The sequence below is a fragment of the Pseudomonas sp. SWRI154 genome, assembly GCF_014268645.1.
Taxonomy (GTDB): Bacteria; Pseudomonadota; Gammaproteobacteria; order Pseudomonadales; family Pseudomonadaceae; genus Aquipseudomonas; species Aquipseudomonas marvdashtae.
In genome coordinates, this window is sequence record NZ_JABWQW010000005.1 from 222,098 (window position 1) to 238,219 (window position 16,122).

17 protein-coding genes are annotated in these 16,122 nt (G+C 62.2%); 6 read left to right on the plus strand and 11 right to left on the minus strand.

Going from position 1 to position 16,122, the window contains the following annotated elements:
- Positions 1-327: 327 nt before the first annotated feature.
- The 5 genes from HU806_RS07100 to HU806_RS07120 all read left to right on the plus strand — a co-directional run bounded on the left by HU806_RS07100 (position 328) and on the right by HU806_RS07120 (position 5,692).
- The gene (locus HU806_RS07100) at positions 328-1,401 is read left to right on the plus strand and encodes an ATP-NAD kinase family protein (protein WP_186610713.1); all 1,074 of its coding nucleotides are present in this window, start codon (positions 328-330) and stop codon (positions 1,399-1,401) included.
- A 2-nt stretch (positions 1,402-1,403) separates the two neighbouring features.
- On the plus strand, positions 1,404-2,381 hold the full coding sequence (locus HU806_RS07105; protein WP_186610714.1) for a thiamine pyrophosphate-dependent dehydrogenase E1 component subunit alpha: 978 nt from the start codon (positions 1,404-1,406) through the stop codon (positions 2,379-2,381).
- A 33-nt stretch (positions 2,382-2,414) separates the two neighbouring features.
- A complete protein-coding gene (locus tag HU806_RS07110; protein ID WP_186610715.1) occupies positions 2,415-3,431 on the plus strand; it encodes an alpha-ketoacid dehydrogenase subunit beta in 1,017 nt (338 codons plus the stop codon).
- Positions 3,431-4,543: an acetoin dehydrogenase dihydrolipoyllysine-residue acetyltransferase subunit gene (locus HU806_RS07115; protein WP_186610716.1), complete on the plus strand. Its 1,113-nt coding sequence runs from the start codon at positions 3,431-3,433 to the stop codon at positions 4,541-4,543. The genes HU806_RS07110 and HU806_RS07115 overlap by 1 nt, the downstream gene beginning before the upstream one ends.
- 84 nt (positions 4,544-4,627) lie before the next feature.
- Positions 4,628-5,692, plus strand: a complete 1,065-nt coding sequence (locus tag HU806_RS07120) for a 2,3-butanediol dehydrogenase (RefSeq protein ID WP_238350131.1) — start codon at positions 4,628-4,630, stop codon at positions 5,690-5,692.
- Between the two features lie 64 nt (positions 5,693-5,756).
- On the opposite strand, the gene HU806_RS07125 is transcribed toward HU806_RS07120, so the two are convergent.
- From HU806_RS07125 to HU806_RS07135, 3 genes are read right to left on the minus strand one after another with little or no spacing between them, the layout of a single operon-like run.
- On the minus strand, positions 5,757-6,263 hold the full coding sequence (locus HU806_RS07125; RefSeq protein WP_202884427.1) for a DUF6644 family protein: 507 nt from the start codon (positions 6,261-6,263) through the stop codon (positions 5,757-5,759).
- Positions 6,263-6,613 carry a DUF6152 family protein gene (locus tag HU806_RS07130; RefSeq protein ID WP_186610718.1) on the minus strand — a complete coding sequence of 117 codons (351 nt, stop codon included), beginning with the start codon at positions 6,611-6,613 and terminating at the stop codon, positions 6,263-6,265. Before HU806_RS07130 ends, HU806_RS07125 begins: the two co-directional genes overlap by 1 nt.
- Positions 6,610-7,188, minus strand: a complete 579-nt coding sequence (locus HU806_RS07135; RefSeq protein ID WP_186610719.1) for a DinB family protein — start codon at positions 7,186-7,188, stop codon at positions 6,610-6,612. Before HU806_RS07135 ends, HU806_RS07130 begins: the two co-directional genes overlap by 4 nt.
- Positions 7,189-7,563: 375 nt before the next feature.
- Between HU806_RS07135 and HU806_RS07140 the strand changes: the two genes are divergently transcribed.
- The gene (locus HU806_RS07140) at positions 7,564-8,049 is read left to right on the plus strand and encodes a BP74-related protein (RefSeq protein ID WP_186610720.1); all 486 of its coding nucleotides are present in this window, start codon (positions 7,564-7,566) and stop codon (positions 8,047-8,049) included.
- Positions 8,050-8,237: 188 nt separating this feature from the next.
- On the opposite strand, the gene HU806_RS07145 is transcribed toward HU806_RS07140, so the two are convergent.
- The 8 genes from HU806_RS07145 to HU806_RS07180 form a co-directional block, all read right to left on the minus strand.
- Positions 8,238-9,155 carry a dihydrodipicolinate synthase family protein gene (locus HU806_RS07145; RefSeq protein ID WP_186610721.1) on the minus strand — a complete coding sequence of 306 codons (918 nt, stop codon included), beginning with the start codon at positions 9,153-9,155 and terminating at the stop codon, positions 8,238-8,240.
- A 79-nt stretch (positions 9,156-9,234) separates the two neighbouring features.
- Positions 9,235-10,263, minus strand: a complete 1,029-nt coding sequence (locus HU806_RS07150; RefSeq protein ID WP_186610722.1) for a trans-3-hydroxy-L-proline dehydratase — start codon at positions 10,261-10,263, stop codon at positions 9,235-9,237.
- A gap of 9 nt (positions 10,264-10,272) precedes the next feature.
- A complete protein-coding gene (locus HU806_RS07155; protein WP_186610723.1) occupies positions 10,273-10,995 on the minus strand; it encodes an amino acid ABC transporter ATP-binding protein in 723 nt (240 codons plus the stop codon).
- Complete coding sequence (locus tag HU806_RS07160; RefSeq protein ID WP_186610724.1) at positions 10,988-11,638, minus strand: amino acid ABC transporter permease; 651 nt, start codon at positions 11,636-11,638, stop codon at positions 10,988-10,990. Before HU806_RS07160 ends, HU806_RS07155 begins: the two co-directional genes overlap by 8 nt.
- Positions 11,639-11,649: 11 nt before the next feature.
- On the minus strand, positions 11,650-12,315 hold the full coding sequence (locus tag HU806_RS07165) for an amino acid ABC transporter permease (RefSeq protein ID WP_186610725.1): 666 nt from the start codon (positions 12,313-12,315) through the stop codon (positions 11,650-11,652).
- Positions 12,308-14,086, minus strand: coding sequence for a cis-3-hydroxy-L-proline dehydratase (gene lhpI, locus HU806_RS07170; protein WP_186610726.1), 1,779 nt, complete (start codon positions 14,084-14,086; stop codon positions 12,308-12,310). The genes HU806_RS07165 and lhpI overlap by 8 nt, the downstream gene beginning before the upstream one ends.
- Positions 14,087-14,096: 10 nt before the next feature.
- Entirely contained in the window at positions 14,097-14,915 is an 819-nt protein-coding gene (locus tag HU806_RS07175; protein WP_186610727.1) for an ABC transporter substrate-binding protein, read from the minus strand.
- 231 nt (positions 14,916-15,146) lie between these two features.
- Complete coding sequence (locus tag HU806_RS07180; RefSeq protein ID WP_186610728.1) at positions 15,147-15,896, minus strand: AraC family transcriptional regulator; 750 nt, start codon at positions 15,894-15,896, stop codon at positions 15,147-15,149.
- Positions 15,897-16,122: the final 226 nt, after the last annotated feature.

Genomic DNA, 16,122 nt, shown 5'->3' on the forward strand with positions numbered 1-16,122 from the left:
AGCTTCTTGTCGTTGTGGGCACATTAAGCGCTGATCGCCGGATGCAGACAAGCCCGACGGCGCGCAGGTGGCGGGTGAGACGCCACGTCTCAGCGTCTCGCCGCCGACCCGTGCAGGCTGACATGCGGCGTCTCACCCAGCGCCGCCGCGCAACACCCAAAGGAGCGTCGCAAGCGCTCTGTCTCGGGGCGCTCCATTGATTTGCGGGGAACTGGCACCGGCCTTGCTCTAGGCCTTGGACCCACATCGGTGGGCCTCCAACAACAAAAAAGAGGTGCCTATGACTTGCAGGCCAAGCCCGCTGACCGCCCATTTTGCGGTGATGCGATGAACCGCCATCCTCTGATTGTCGGCATCATCGCCAACCCCGCGTCGGGCCGTGACGTGCGGCGCCTGACCGCCAACGCCGGGCTGTTTTCCAGCACCGACAAGGTCTCGGTGATCCAGCGGCTGCTGGCCGCGTTCGGCGCCACCGGCATCGAACAAGTGCTGATGCCCACCGACATGATCGGCATGGCCGCCGCCGTGCTGAAGAACAGCCACAGCCGCCAGGCCCGCAGCAGCCACTGGCCGGCCCTGGAATTCCTCGACCTGACCCTGCGCCAGACCGTCGAAGACACCCGCCGGGCCGCGCGCCTGATGGCCGAGCGCGAGGTGGCGCTGATCGCCGTACTCGGCGGTGACGGTACCCACAAGGCGGTGGCCGCCGAAGTCGGCGACATCCCGTTGCTGACTCTGTCCACCGGCACCAACAACGCCTTTCCCGAACTGCGCGAGGCCACCAGCGCCGGGTTGGCCGGTGGGTTGTACGCCAGCGGCCGGATCCCGGACGAGATCGGTTTGCGCCGCAACAAGCGCCTGTTGGTCTGCGACGCCGGACGCGGCATGCGCGAAGTCGCCCTGGTGGACGTCGCCGTATCGCCGCTGCGCTTTGTCGGCGCCCGGGCCATTAGCCGGGCACAGGACCTGGCCGAAGTTTTCGTGACCTTTGCCGAGCCGCAATCCATTGGCCTGTCGGCCCTGTGCGGCCTGTGGTTCCCCGTGTCCCGCCAGGCCCCGGGCGGCGCCTGGATGCGCCTGGACCCGCAATCCCCCGAGGCGCTGCTGGTGCCGCTCGCCCCGGGCCTGCTGCAAGGCTGCGGGGTGCTTGCCGCCGGCCCTTTGGAACCCGGCGTCGCCCATGGCTTGTCACTGTCCAGCGGCACCTTGGCCCTGGATGGCGAACGGGAAATCGAATTCAACCTCCATGACCGGCCCTTGGTCACCCTCGATGCTGGCGGTCCGTTGAGCATCGACGTCAATGCGGTGCTCACCTACGCCGCGCAACAGCGCCTGTTGGCCATTGGCCGCGAGCACCCGCAACACCCTCTGAATCTTCAAGAAGACACTCCAGGAGAATAAAAATGTCGACACCGCTCACCCATGATCAGTTGCTGCACGCCTACCAGGTGATGCGCACCATCCGCGCCTTTGAAGAGCGCCTGCACGTGGAGTTCGCCACCGGCGAGATCCCCGGTTTCGTCCACTTGTATGCCGGTGAGGAAGCTTCGGCCGCCGGCGTCATGGCCCACCTCGGCGATGACGACTGCATCGCGTCCAACCACCGTGGCCACGGCCATTGCATCGCCAAGGGCGTGGACGTCTACGGAATGATGGCGGAGATCTACGGTAAGAAAACCGGCGTCTGCCAAGGTAAGGGCGGCTCGATGCACATTGCCGATTTCGAGAAAGGCATGCTCGGCGCCAACGGCATCGTCGGCGCCGGTGCGCCGCTGGTGGTCGGCGCGGCTTTGGCGGCGCGGCTCAAGGGCAGCGACAGCGTCGCCGTGGTGTTTTTCGGCGACGGCGGCTCCAACGAGGGCGCGGTGTTCGAAGCCATGAACATGGCCTCGGTGTGGAACCTGCCGTGCCTGTTCATTGCGGAAAACAATGGCTACGCCGAAGCCACGGCGTCGAACTGGTCGGTGGCCTGCGATCACATCGCCGACCGCGCGGCCGGCTTCGGGATGCCCGGGGTGACGGTGGATGGTTTCGACTTCTTCGCCGTGCATGAAGCCGCCGGAGCCGCCGTCGAACGCGCCCGTGCCGGGGAGGGGCCGTCGCTGATCGAGGTCAAGCTGACCCGCTACTACGGCCATTTCGAGGGCGATGCCCAGACCTATCGCGCACCGGACGAGGTCAAGCATTTTCGCGAGCACCAGGACTGCCTGATGCAGTTCCGCGAGCGCACGACCCGGGCCGGTTTGCTCACCGTCGAGCAGTTGGACCAAATCGATAAGGAAGTGGACCTGCTGATCGAAAACGCCGTGTACAAGGCCAAATCCGATCCCAAGCCCGCGGCTGCCGACCTGCTGACCGACGTCTACGTCAGCTATCCCTGAGCGCCCCCTAAAACAAGAACAGAGAATTTCATCATGGCGAGAAAAATCAGCTATCAGCAGGCAATCAACGAAGCCCTGGCCCAGGAAATGCGCCGCGACGCCAGCGTATTCATCATGGGCGAAGACGTGGCCGGTGGTGCCGGCGCCCCCGGCGAAAACGATGCCTGGGGCGGCGTGCTCGGCGTAACCAAGGGCCTTTACGACCAGTTCCCCGGGCGCGTGCTGGATACGCCACTCTCGGAAATCGGTTACGTCGGCGCGGCCGTCGGGGCCGCCACCTGCGGCGTGCGTCCGGTGTGCGAATTGATGTTCGTCGATTTCGCCGGGTGCTGTCTGGACCAGATCCTCAACCAGGCGGCCAAATTCCGCTACATGTTCGGCGGCAAGGCGTCCACGCCCCTGGTGATCCGCACCATGGTCGGCGCCGGCCTGCGCGCCGCCGCCCAGCATTCGCAAATGCTCACGTCGTTGTGGACGCACATTCCGGGGCTCAAAGTGGTCTGCCCATCATCGCCCTACGACGCCAAGGGCCTACTGATCCAGGCGATTCGCGACAACGACCCGGTAATTTTCTGCGAGCACAAGTTGCTCTACAGCATGCAGGGCGAAGTGCCGGAAGAGCTCTACACCGTGCCGTTCGGCGAGGCCAACTTCCTGCGCGACGGCAAGGACGTGACCCTGGTGTCCTACGGGCGTCTGGTCAACACCGCCATGGACGCAGCGCGCAACCTGGCGGGACGCGGCATCGACTGCGAAGTGATCGACCTGCGCACCACCAGCCCGCTGGATGAGGACAGCATTCTGGAAAGTGTCGAGAAGACTGGGCGCCTGGTGGTGATCGACGAGGCCAACCCGCGCTGCTCCATGGCCACCGATATCTCGGCCCTGGTCGCGCAAAAAGCCTTCGGCGCGCTCAAGGCGCCGATTGAAATGGTCACCGCGCCACATACCCCGGTGCCGTTCTCCGATGCCCTGGAAGACCTGTACATCCCTGACGCGGCGAAGATCGAACAAGCCGTGCTCAACGTGATCGAGTGGAGCAAGCGCTGATGAGCCAGATTTTTACCCTGACCATGCCCAAGTGGGGCCTGTCGATGACCGAGGGCCGGGTCGATGCCTGGCTCAAGGAAGAGGGGCAGGCCATCGCCAAGGGCGATGAAGTGATGGACGTCGAGACGGACAAGATATCCAGCAGCGTCGAGGCGCCGTTTTCCGGAGTCCTGCGCCGACAGGTCGCCCGCCAGGACGAAACCCTGCCGGTCGGCGCCTTGCTCGGCATCGTCGTCGAAGGCGAGGCCAGCGACGCCGAGATCGACGCAGTCATCGAGCAGTTTCAATCCAACTTTGTGCCGGGCGACGCGGCTGATGAGGACAGTGGCCCGAAACCGCAGAAAATCGAGTTGGACGGCCGGGTGATCCGCTATTTCGAGCGCGGCGAGGGCGGTACGCCGTTGCTGCTGGTGCACGGCTTTGGCGGCGACTTGAACAATTGGTTGTTCAACCATGAAGCCCTGGCGGCGGGGCGTCGAGTAATTGCCTTGGACCTGCCAGGCCATGGCGAGTCTTCAAAGTGCCTGCAACGCGGCGACCTGGACGAGCTGAGCGGGGTGGTGCTGGCCTTGCTCGATCACCTGGACATCAATGCCGCGCACTTGGTGGGGCATTCCATGGGCGGAGCGGTGTCGCTGAACGCCGCGCGCTTGATGCCCCAGCGGATACGGTCGCTGACCGTGATCGGCAGTGTCGGCCTGGGAGCGCAGATCAACGGTAGCTACTTGCAGGGTTTCGTCGACGCCGCCAACCGCAACGCTCTCAAGCCGCAACTGGTGCAACTGTTCTCCAATGCCGAGCTGGTCAACCGCCAGATGCTCGATGACATGCTCAAGTACAAGCGCCTGGAAGGCGTGGACGCCGCCCTGCGGCAACTGTCAGCGACGCTGTTCGCCGACGGTCGCCAACAGGTGGACCTGCGCGAGGTGGTGCACGCCGGCCACGTCCCGACCTTGGTGATCTGGGGCAGCGACGACGCGATCATCCCGGCGGCTCACGTCGAAGGGCTGGCGGCGCAGGTCGAAGTACTCCCCGGCCAGGGCCACATGGTGCAGATGGAAGCGGCCGAGCAGGTCAATCGATTGATCCTTGAGTTCACCGGACAGCACTGATCAAGCGGGCGGCGATTGCATCGTCGCCCAAAAAAAAATCCTGGAGGTAACGCCATGAACGTTTCAATCAAACCGACCCGCAGCATGCGTGCCGCTGTCTGGCATGGCCGCAATGACATCCGCGTCGAAGACGTGCCACTGCCGGTTTCGCCACCCGCCGGTTGGGTGCAGATCCGCGTGCAGTGGTGCGGCATCTGCGGCTCCGACCTGCACGAGTACGTGGCCGGGCCGGTGTTCATCCCGGTGGACGCGCCGCACCCGCTGACCGGGATCAAGGGCCAGTGCATCCTCGGCCATGAGTTCTGTGGCGAGATCGTCGAACTGGGCGACGGCGTCGAAGGCTTCAGCGTCGGCGAGCCGGTGGCGGCGGATGCCTGCCAGCACTGCGGCACCTGTTACTACTGCACCCACGGGCTGTACAACATCTGCGAGAACCTGGCATTCACCGGGTTGATGAACAACGGCGCGTTCGCCGAGCTGGTCAATGTCCCGGCTAATCTGCTCTATAAACTGCCGGCCAATTTTCCCACCGAGGCCGGTGCGTTGATCGAGCCGCTGGCGGTGGGCATGCACGCGGTGAAGAAGGCCGGCAGCCTGCTGGGGCAGAACGTGGTGGTGGTCGGCGCAGGCACCATCGGCCTGTGCACCATCATGTGCGCCAAGGCCGCCGGTGCGGCCCAGGTGATTGCCCTGGAAATGTCCGGCGCGCGCAAGGCCAAGGCGCTGGAAGTGGGCGCCAGCCATGTCATCGATCCCAACCAATGTGACGCCCTGGCCGAGGTACGCCGCTTGACCGGTGGCTTGGGCGCCGATGTCAGCTTCGAATGCATCGGCAACAAGCACACCGCCAAGTTCGCCATCGACCTGATCCGCAAGGCGGGCAAATGTGTGTTGGTGGGCATCTTCGAAGAACCGAGCGAGTTCAACTTCTTCGAACTGGTCTCCACCGAGAAACAGGTGCTTGGCGCGCTGGCCTACAACGGCGAATTTGCCGACGTGATTGCCTTCATCGCTGACGGACGCCTGGACATTTCGCCGCTGGTGACGGGGCGCATCCAGTTGGAGCAAATCGTCGGGCAAGGCTTCGAGGAGTTGGTCAATAACAAGGAGCACAACGTGAAAATCATCGTATCCCCCGCACAGCTTTGAGGGCGCCTGAGCTGGGCGGTTTGGCGATGGCCGGCAGCGGCCATCGCCTTTTTTCAGGTGTCGCTCAGGTGTAGGCCAGCAATCGACCGCAGAGAATGACTGCAACCCATAGCAGCACGGACACCAGCGCCTGGGTTCTGGCCAGGCCGGGTGCCTTGTGGCCGGTGTTCCACTGCTCGACCGAGCGGTGGGGTCCAACATGGAACAACAGGGCATTGATGCCGGCTGCCGCGATCAGGCAGAGCTTGAGAATGAATACATCGTTGCCGGCGAAGTCCTGAGGATGAGCGCTGAACATCATCAATCCCGCAGGCACGATCAGCAACAGCGCTGCCACTGCCCAGCGCAGCAGAAGGCGTGCCAGTGAGGTCACGGCGATATCCTTCGACAGCCCGAGAACGCGTAGATCGAACATCACCACCGCGCCCACCAGCAGCGAAAAACCGATGATGTGCACCACTTCCACCAGCGGATACAGCCATAGCTCGCTGCGCATGGCCAACGCCAGGGACGAGTCGCCCAGTTGGTCCATCCAGCCTTGCGGGGCGGCGGCTGGAGCGGCGTCCTGCATCAGCGCAACTCGGTGGTCTTGTCGCCGATGGTGATGCGTTCTGCGCGCAGCTCATCGGGTTTATTGCGATTTGGATAGCCGACCACGGTGGCGGTGTTACCGGCCTTGAGCATGTCTTTGCTCAGCCCGCGGCTTTCCATACGCGAGGGTGGCGCGAGCACCACGGTCCAGGTCTTGTCGGTGGTTTGCAGGCGCACGGTGCCATGGGGATGGGAATAGCCAGCTTGCTTTATCGTGCCTTCGAGCGTCAGCGGATTACTCGCGTCGTATTCGCTCCAGCCATGGTGGGCGAATGCCGCCGTAGTCATCAGCGCCAACGACAAGCCAATGCAACGAAGAGTGATGTTCATGGCGAGGTCTCCTTTGGGTGGGTCGGTAACAGATACTCGCGCCAGACGCGCGGTTCACTGAGTTGAAGCAGATGTTCCTCATCCGCGCGAAACCGCCGGTCGCAATCGAGAAAAAACTCATCGAGTTGTGGCGGATCAACGTGGGTGGCGCTGAGCATGGTGTGGACCTGGCCGCGGTGATGGATCTGGTGTTCGAACAGGTGCAGGAGCAATCGGTCGATCCGTTCGCGCACCTCGCCGTCGGCGCGCACCAGATCGATGGCGCGAGGCAGGTCTGTCTCTCGCAGGGCTTCGCAGAACGCCACCAGCCTATGATCGGTTCGCTCCTGCTGTGCCTTCAGTTCGGCGAAGGTCAAGGTTTCGAAGAAGTCGTGCTTCTGGCCGTCCACATCGCCTTCCAGGGCGGTGAGGTAATAGCGGTCTACCTCGAGGATATGGCACAAGGTGGCTTGGATGGAGGGGAAGAAACTGGTCCGGTAGGCCTCGTACTCCGCCGTGTTCAGCTGCGCGCAGGCGCCTAGCAGCCGATGGTTGGCCCATCGGTTGTTGAGGGCCTGGGCCAGGAAATAGTTCATGGAACGCCTCCCGTTCGCGTCATAGCGCCGGCAAAAGCGTAGCAAAGACTGGCGATGGCGAGGTGTTGCTGGTCGGCTGCGTCGGTGAAAGCAGCGGGCCGCTTGTGAATGGCCGCCGAGAAGCGTCGTGGATGGGCGAGAGGGCTGAAAAGTGAAGAGTGCCAAGTTTGTTTTGATATATTTTTTATGAAGTGACGACGGCTCGTTAGCGCTAAATGTCCGGCCATTCCAGAACGCCCCCTATAACTGTCTTATCGTAGTGTTTGGTTAAACTATTATTGATCGAAGATGGATAAAATAGTGCGAACATTAACTCGACGTTGACTCCTGATGCTGTGGAGTTGATTTAATTAGGTGTTATTGGATATTAAGTTGATGAAAGCAAACTCGCTGTTACGCTTATTGTTGTTGTCTGCCATTGTCGCGATGAGTTCGACCGCTATCGCGGAGCCAGACACTCGGTATTTTTCTTTCGTGACAAAGGATGGGTTTAGCTCGCCAAGCGGAGATACGTCTTCTTTCGGCCCCCATGAATTTGTGGTTGCCATCGACGATCCGGCATTAGCGGAGCAGATTTCCGCCATTATTAGTAACAACAACCAGCCCGGTGATCCGTTTATGATAATGGGAAAAATCGTGCGTGAACGGAAACCTTACAATGAGCGGTGGTCATTCCATCTGGCACCAGACTCTATCTCGTTGTTTGCTGTTCAACAACATTACTGCGATGGGGCTGCGTTTACAGTCGAAGATAATATTGAGCTCGTAGGGATACCAGGTTCTGGGGTTTTACCCGACGGCGTCTGGTGCCCTTGGACCTCCCGCTTCGTAAGAGAAATACATTATAGGTTTCCTCTTTGATGTCACAGTCGCTGGCTCTCTACAGTGACAGCCGGCGGCCTAGCTAGAGACTGGGCTGGGTAAGTACTCCACTACTACAAACCCGCGAATCAAAAGAAGCTTGGCGGGCCGAGCCCTGTAGCATACAGAGTCCGGTCCGCTGTTGTTTGAACAGGATTACTGACAAGCTCCGATCACTGTGTCGGTGGTTATAGCCCGACATCCGGCAAAGTTGGCCGATTGGCCAGGGCCTTGGCCATGATCTGCTCTACATATACCCGGTCTTCTTCCGGCAAGGCCAGGCGCGGTGGGCGGGTGAGGGCGCTGCCGCGGCCGGCGATGGCTTCGCACAGCTTGATGCATTGCACCAGGTCGGCGCGGGCGTCCAGGTGCAGGATCGGCATCAGCCATTCGTAGATCGGCATGGCTTCGGCAAAGCGTCCGGCGCGGGCCAGGCGAAAAATGGTTTCGCCTTCTTTCGGGAACACGTTGGACATGCCCGAGACCCAGCCCTCGGCGCCCACCGCGAGGCTTTCCAGCACCACGTCGTCGAGACCGGCGAACAGCACGAAGCGATCGCCGACTTCATTGCGCACGTCGATGAAGCGCCGGGTGTCGCCAGAAGAATCCTTGAAGCACACCACGTTGTCGCAATCGGCCAGGGAAATCAGGATGTCGGGGGTGACGTCGTTCTTGTAGATCGGCGGGTTGTTGTAGACCATCAACGGCACGTCGGCATGCCGGGCCACGTAGCGGAAATGCTCGGCGGTCTCGAACGGCTTGGAGCCGTAGACCAGCGCCGGCATCAGCATCACCCCGTCCACCCCAACCTTGCGCACGGCATTGGCGACCTTGGCGGCCTGCACGCTGGTGAACTCGGCCACGCCGCAGATCACCGGCACCCGGCCACGGGAAGCGTCCACCGCGACTTCGGTCACGGCAATTTTTTCCTCGGCGCTCAGGGAGGTGTTTTCCCCCACTGAGCCGCAGACCACCAGGCCGGAAACGCCATCGCGGATAACGTTGGAAATGACCTGATGGGTTTTCTCCAGATTGATGGAAAAGTCATCGTTGAATTGCGTGGTGACAGCGGGAAATACGCCGCTCCAGTTGATGCGTTTGCTCATGGTTGTCTCCGTTTTTGATAGTGCTTTTGTGGCGAGGGAGCTTGCTCCCTCGCCACAAAGGGGTTGTGTAGGTCTGGAATCATGCGCCGGGCCAGGTATCTGAAAGCCGATAGCCTTGCGGCCACGGATCCGCCGGGTCCAACAACAACTGGTGGGTGCCGGTGATCCACGCCCGCCCGGCGATGCACGGGTAAATCGCCATGCGTCCAGCCAGCTCGGCCAGCGAATCAATGCGGCAATGAAATTCGGAGCCGATGATCGAACGGCCAATAAAACGGTTGCCCACCTGCATCAAGCCTTTGGCGTGCAGCGCCGCCATGCGCGCCGAACATCCGGTGCCGGTGGGCGAACGATCGATCTTGCCGGGCTGGATGACCACCGCGTTGGCGCCGGTGGCAACGCCGTTTTCCATCACGATGGGCGCCGCGATCTGGCAGAACGAGATGTGCGACCAGTCGGGATTCAACGGATGCACGAAGCCCAGTTGCTCGTTCGCGGCCCGGGTGATCTTCAGCCCCACGGCCACTAGCTCGGCGGCTTCGTCGGGGCGAATGGTGAAGCCAAGGCGCTGGGCATCGACGATGACGAAACTGTCGCCACCGTAGGCAGTGTCCACTTGCAGCGAACCCAGCCCGTCGACTTCGATCCAGGCGTCGAGGCGGTCGGCGAAGGAGGGTACGTTCTTGATTTCCACCCGTTGCACCTTGCCGTCACGACAGTCGGCCAGCGCCTCGATCAGGCCGCCCGGCGCTTCGAGCACTAGTCGCGTCTGCGGTTCGGTCATCGGCAGGATGCCACTGTCCAGCAACACGGTGGCGACGCACAAAGAGTTGGAGCCGGACATTGGCGGCGTGTCGGCCGGCTCCATGATGATCCAGGCCATTTGCGCCCGCGGGTCCTTGGCCGGCACCAGCAGGTTGACGTGGCGAAACACGCCGCCACGGGGTTCGTTCAAGACGAAATTGCGCAGGGTCTGGTCCCGGGCGATCCAGCGCGATTGCTCCCACACGGTATCGCCTGGAGGAGGGGCAACGCCGCCGACAATCACATCACCGACTTCGCCTTCGGCGTGGCAGCTCACTACGTGAATGACTTTGGATGAGCGCATGGGTTGCTCCTATTTCACCGACTTGAGGAACGCTGCCGTCTCCGGCTGCACAGGATTGCCCAGCACCTGGTCCGGCGGCCCGATTTCATGAACCCGCCCGTTGCAGAAGAACGCCACGCGATCGGAGACGTCCCGGGCGAAGCGGATCTCGTGGGTGACCAGCACCATGGTCATGCCGTCTTCGGCGAGCATGCGCATGGTGTCCAGCACTTCGCCCACCAGTTGCGGATCGAGGGCCGAAGTGGCTTCGTCGAACAACATGTAGTCCGGTGACATCGCCAGCGCCCGGGCGATTGCCATGCGCTGCTGCTGGCCGCCGGACAGCTTGCCGGGGAACGCCTTGAGCTTGTCGCCCAGGCCCACGTGCTCAAGCTGTTTCACCGCCAGGGCCTCGGCGTCCTGCTTGCTCTTGCCCAGCACCTTGCGCGGCGCGAGCATCACGTTTTCCAGCACGGTCAGGTGGGGGAAGGCGTTCCATTGCTGGAAGACGATGCCAATCTTCTGGCGCAACCGGTTGAGGTCGGTGGCGCTGTCATGGACCTCCACGCCGTCCACGCGGATGCTGCCTTTCTGGATCGGCTCCAAACCGTTGATGCACATCAGCAGGGTCGACTTGCCGGAGCCGGAGCCGCCGATGATCGAGACGACTTCGCCCTTGTTCACCGTCAGGCTCACGCCCTTGACCACTTCGAGGTTGCCAATGGATTTGTGCACGTTTTCGATCTCAATCATTTTCTTGCCACCTTCTTTCCAGGCGCGCGCCCAGGCGGGCGACCACCAGGCTCATGACGTAGTAAATGAGGCCCGCGATGCATAGCACCAGCAGAGGTTCCTGGATGCGCGTCACGATGGTTTGCGAAGCGCGCAGCAGTTCGATGATCCCGATCCACATCACCAGGGCGCTGTCCTTCATCACGCCGAGTACCAGATTCAACCAACCGGGAAAAGCCACGCGTGTAGCGATCGGCAGGACGATGAAACGCAGGTCCTGCAAGTAGGTCATGCCCAGGGACCGACTGGCCCGTCGGGTGCTCAACGGCACCGCCAGCACGCCGCCGCGCACGATCTCGGTGAAATACGCGGCGGCGTAGACCCCCAGCACGATGCAACCGACCGCGAAGGCGCTGAGGTTCAGGCCGACGATGCTCTTGAGCGAATTGAACAGCACGAACTGGATCAGCAGCGGCACACTGCGAAACACATCGAGCACCCAGGCCAACGGCAAGCTGGCCCGAGGCAACAACGCCCGCAGCAAGCCGAACAGCAAACCGGCGACGCTGCCCAGCAGGATCGACCACGCGGTGAGTTGCACCGTGACCCAGGCGCCCTCGAGCAGGTACAAGATGTCGTTAACGGTGAGGCTGGTAGAAAACATGACGAGCCCTCTCAATAACGAAACAAGCGCCAGGACAACAGCCGGGCCAACCCGACGATCAGCTTGGCGATCAGGTAATACAGCACCGCCGCGAGGGCGAAATATTCAAAGGTGCGGAAGGTCTTGACGTTGTATTCCTGGGTGACGCCGGTCAGGTCGTCGTTGAGGCCGACCACGACGCCCAGGGACGTCATAAGGACCGCCCAGACCATTTGGTTCGTCAACGGGTAGAAGACGATGCGCAGCAACTGCGGGACGATGATCATCCGGTAGGCCTGGAACGCGCTCATCCCCAGGGAGCGGGCGGCGCGCATCTGCGTACTCGGCACAGCCTTGAGCCCGCCGCGAAAGTTTTCCGCCAGGTAGCCAGCGTTGTTGAAAGTGATCCCGGCCAGCAAGGCCAGCCACGAACTGACGTGCAGCCCGAGTGAGCCGAGGCCGAAGTAGAGGATGTAGATCTGGAACAGCGAGGGCGTGTTGCGGGCGATCGACACCCAGCCATTACCCACGCCGCGCAGCAACGGATGGCGGGCCTGGCGCATCACCGTCAGCACCAGGGCGATCAGCACGCCGAAGATCATCGACAGCGCGGCGGTCTCGAAGGTCACCCAAGCGCCGGCGAGCATGTCGGGCAAGGCGCGCAGGGCCGGGCGCCATTGGAAGCTGTAGTCAAACATGGCGTGCGGTCCCCTTGCGTGCGGTGGGTTGCAGCCACAGTGGCGGCTCGCCGCTGGCCGTGGCGGTGCAGGCGGCCTCGACGCAATCGCCGAGGCTGGCGAAGTGCACGCCGCGACCCACCAGGCCCGGCGCGTAATGGGCGTATTTGCCCGAGTTGGTCATCAGGGTCGTGGCGGCGGGCGGGATGACTGGCTCGCCCAACATGCACCAGCAGGTGTCGGTGACCAGCGTTGCGCCGAACGTCACGATGGCGTCCAAGTGACCTGCCAGGCGAGCTTGTTCGAGCACGGCACGGCCACAGGTGATTGCCAGCACCACGTCGGGGTGCTTGCCCCGGCCTGCGCATAGCTGCGCCAGGGCGGCGAATTCGCTCAGGGAAAAGTGCGGGTTACCCAGGGAAACCACGTCGACGTGACCGTGGCGGGCGCTGTTGAGTTCGCGCCAACTGGCAAGCAAACCCGCGGCGTTGACAATTTCCAGCGGCTGCACGGCGTCGTGGTCCAGGACATCGTCCGGGTCGATGGCTTCCGGCGTGACGCCGGCGATGTGGAACAACGGCGCGGCGCTGGTGGTAGCGAATGCTGCGCCGAAAGCTTTCAAGTCGTCCAGGGTGGGGACGGCGTTTTCCAACCCGCGTATCAGCGGAATGCGCCGGCCTGCCAGACTGCCAACGTGGTAACCGAGTAGTGGGTAGAAGCTATCGTCCACCGGACCAAGGTTGGGCGCCTCGACGATCAGGCCGGCCTTGCGCTGATCATCGAGATGGCAGCCGGCCAACGGTGCACGAGCGCACAGGGCGATGCAGATATCGAGGAAGTCCGGGTACTTCTGCGTACGGGCACCGAGCACGCTGTTGGCATAGACCACCGCATTGGATTCGGCCCAGACGATCTGCTCGCCGGCCTTCGGCGCGGTGTCCAGTAGGTAGGGCGCGCAGGTGAAACTCAGCTGCGCGCCCATCGCCATGTAAGCATCGCCTAACGCACTGGCCGGCTCGCCCAAGGCCGGATCGACGCCCAGTTCGCGCCAGCGGCGCTGGTCCACGGAAATCGAATTGAGGGTGGTTGGCACGCAGACTTTCGCGCCCCACTGCACCAGCTGTTCGGCGAAGCGCAGGCTGGCGGGACCGGTGTAGATACAACCGTCGATGTGCGCCTGGGTGATGTCCAGCAGCTCAGTGGCGCCCTGGATGTCGGCCATGCGCAGGACGATTTGCATCGCCACTTGGGCCGCCTTGCCGTGGGCACCGTCGAGCAGCGCCTGATCCCGCTCGTTCAAGCGGACCGTGGAAGGTAAAGACGACTGCGGGAGGCTGTCTGTCTCGCGCCATTGATCGTTGGGCCGGCGCCCCGACAAGGTCAGGCGGTTGCCTTCGACCCGAGCGAATCCTTGCCCGCGCAATCGGTTGAACGCCTCGTGTCCGATGCATAGAACCGGCAGTGAGCGCTGGAAAATCACCTCGGCCGCCAGCACGCCCAAGGCGAGGATTTCATCAGTCTCGGCCAGTACCAGGGCGGCCGGTGCGTGGCCGTTGCTGATGAGTTCCATCAGTACGCTGCTGCCGGTGCAGGAACCGCGCCCGCTGGGAATCGCCAGCACCCGACCGGCCATGCGTTCGCCACTGAGGGGGTGGTGCCGGTCAATGACTTCGCCCGTGGCCGGGTCGACCCCGCCCCAGAAACTCAGGCCGACGTCGGCGAACAGCAGGGTGCCCTGGGCAGCACCCTCGACCAGGCTGCGGCCCTGCAAGCAGGTAGGCGTGCTTGGCATGCCCCGATCCTCAGTAGTAGACCTGGGGCACGGTCAGATTGGCCGGCGGAATGTCGGTGCCGACCCATTTGACGAACAGCTCCTTGTACCGGCCGGTGCGCACCTGCTGGTTGACGAACAGGTTGAGGTAATTGATCAGGCCATACTCGCTGCGTTTGGCGCCGAGGGACACGTAGTCGATGACATAAGGCGCGTCACCGGCGATTTTCAAGCCCTTGTACTTGCCCGACTTGATCGTCGCGGCGGCCACGGTGTTGGTCACCACGGTCGCATCGATGTGCCCTTGGGCGACCGCCAACAGGGTGTCGTTCTGCGATTGATACGCGTGAAAGCTACCGCTGCCCCAGCTTTTCTGGTCTTTTTCCAGGGCAATGGCTTCATAGGTGCTGCTGGTGTTGCCGAGTTTCTTGCCCTTGAGGTCGGCGTAGCTGTTGATGCCGGTGTCGTCGCGGGTCAGCACGACCATCTGGAAGGCGAAGTAGGGCACGGTCAGGCCAACGGTCTTGGCCCGTTCCAAGGTGTCCGAGGTGGAGGCGACGATCACATCGGCGCGGCCTGAAAGCAGCGCGGGGATTCGGTCGGAGAACGGCGTATCAACCACTTCGGCATCGACGCCGAGGACCTTCGCCAGGTCGTGACAGTAGTCGACGTCGAAGCCCGCCGGCTTGTTGCTTTCATCGCGAAAGCCCATGGGCGGGAAATCCAGGGTCACGGCGCAACGCAGTTTGCCCGAACCGATGATGTCGTCGAGCTTGTCGGCCTGGGCGGGAAGGGAGAGCAGAGGGAAAAGCACAACGCTGAGGGCTACGGCCAATACAGGGTTTTTCATAAATGCCTCGCTGTCGAATAAATGCGGTGAGATATCGTATTGAGGATTTCGTATACGATATTAAATAAGCAATTGGCGTGCCTCTTTGGTTTTTATTCAAAGCTGGTCGATAAGCCGTTGATAAACATTGTTTTGTTGGACTGTGAACGCATCAGCAACGGGTGGGGACGCGCAGGCACGGTGTTACAGATGGGAGCAGTTGCGCCAATAAACGCCCTGTAAAGGAACAGCTCAGGGAAGGTTTTCACGGTATTGACTGGGCGAAAGGCTGGTCAGCGCGCGGAACTGGCGGCTGAACGCACTGTGATCGGTGTATCCACAGCGCAGGGCGATCTCGGTGATGGGCAGGTCCTTTTCCAACAGCAGCCGCGAAGCCTCGTCAAGCCGCGCTTTTTGGATCATCTGGCGCGGCGTGAGCTGGAAGATGCGTTTGCAGTGTCGCTCCAATTGCGCCACTGAAAACCCGGCGATGGCGGTCAGCTCGGCGAGGCTGATGGGACGAGCGAAGTGCTGCTTGATGTGCGCGTCCACCGCAGCCAGCTTCTGAAAAGCCGGGTGGCCCGATTGCGGTCGTTGCAGGTCGCGAGAGATGCCGGCCAAGCCAACGATTTGGCCGTCGGGTTGCTGCAGGGCGAGTTTGTGGGTCAGGCACCACACCGGCTGGTTGCCGTAATAAAGGTGCAGTTCGAGCTGGTCGGCGAGTTCTCGGCCGCTGGCGAGCACTCGTCGATCCTGCTCGGTGTACAGCGGGCCGAAGCGCTCCGGGAATACTTGCTCGGCGGTGAGGCCGATCAGGTCGTCGCCGTGCTTGAAACCACAGCGCCGGGAAAGGGTTCGGTTGACGAAGGCGTAGCGGGCTTGATGGTCCTTGATGAAGAACACGGTGTCGGTGAGGGTGTCGAGCAAGGGTGCGATGGGTTTCAGGCTGCGCAGCAGGGTGTCGAGATCGCACGGGGTGAATGAGCTGAGCGAGGGGTACATGGCCTGCTTCGTCTTTTTTTGAGAAGGGGAGGTGAGTGTTGATTGAGGGGGATGGGTTTGTCACGTGTTCGTCTGGGGCTGGGGTTTTCTGCGGCACTCAAGAAAAACGATACCCCCGTGGCGAGGGAGCTTGCTCCCGCTCGGCTGCGCAGCAGTCGTATATACAACCCTGCGATTATCCAGATACACCTTGCTGAATGGTTTTGGGTCTGCTGCGCAGCCCCTG

Excerpts from the sequence above, each read along its gene's own strand:
- HU806_RS07100 (WP_186610713.1), top strand. The coding sequence starts at position 328 with ATGAACCGCCATCCTCTGATTGTCGGCATCATCGCCAACCCCGCGTCG.
- HU806_RS07105 (WP_186610714.1), top strand. The coding sequence starts at position 1,404 with ATGTCGACACCGCTCACCCATGATCAGTTGCTGCACGCCTACCAGGTG.
- HU806_RS07110 (WP_186610715.1), top strand. The coding sequence starts at position 2,415 with ATGGCGAGAAAAATCAGCTATCAGCAGGCAATCAACGAAGCCCTGGCC.
- HU806_RS07115 (WP_186610716.1), top strand. The coding sequence starts at position 3,431 with ATGAGCCAGATTTTTACCCTGACCATGCCCAAGTGGGGCCTGTCGATG.
- HU806_RS07120 (WP_238350131.1), top strand. The coding sequence starts at position 4,628 with ATGCGTGCCGCTGTCTGGCATGGCCGCAATGACATCCGCGTCGAAGAC.
- HU806_RS07125 (WP_202884427.1), bottom strand. The coding sequence starts at position 6,263 with ATGCAGGACGCCGCTCCAGCCGCCGCCCCGCAAGGCTGGATGGACCAA.
- HU806_RS07130 (WP_186610718.1), bottom strand. The coding sequence starts at position 6,613 with ATGAACATCACTCTTCGTTGCATTGGCTTGTCGTTGGCGCTGATGACT.
- HU806_RS07135 (WP_186610719.1), bottom strand. The coding sequence starts at position 7,188 with ATGAACTATTTCCTGGCCCAGGCCCTCAACAACCGATGGGCCAACCAT.
- HU806_RS07140 (WP_186610720.1), top strand. The coding sequence starts at position 7,564 with ATGAAAGCAAACTCGCTGTTACGCTTATTGTTGTTGTCTGCCATTGTC.
- HU806_RS07145 (WP_186610721.1), bottom strand. The coding sequence starts at position 9,155 with ATGAGCAAACGCATCAACTGGAGCGGCGTATTTCCCGCTGTCACCACG.
- HU806_RS07150 (WP_186610722.1), bottom strand. The coding sequence starts at position 10,263 with ATGCGCTCATCCAAAGTCATTCACGTAGTGAGCTGCCACGCCGAAGGC.
- HU806_RS07155 (WP_186610723.1), bottom strand. The coding sequence starts at position 10,995 with ATGATTGAGATCGAAAACGTGCACAAATCCATTGGCAACCTCGAAGTG.
- HU806_RS07160 (WP_186610724.1), bottom strand. The coding sequence starts at position 11,638 with ATGTTTTCTACCAGCCTCACCGTTAACGACATCTTGTACCTGCTCGAG.
- HU806_RS07165 (WP_186610725.1), bottom strand. The coding sequence starts at position 12,315 with ATGTTTGACTACAGCTTCCAATGGCGCCCGGCCCTGCGCGCCTTGCCC.
- lhpI (WP_186610726.1), bottom strand. The coding sequence starts at position 14,086 with ATGCCAAGCACGCCTACCTGCTTGCAGGGCCGCAGCCTGGTCGAGGGT.
- HU806_RS07175 (WP_186610727.1), bottom strand. The coding sequence starts at position 14,915 with ATGAAAAACCCTGTATTGGCCGTAGCCCTCAGCGTTGTGCTTTTCCCT.
- HU806_RS07180 (WP_186610728.1), bottom strand. The coding sequence starts at position 15,896 with ATGTACCCCTCGCTCAGCTCATTCACCCCGTGCGATCTCGACACCCTG.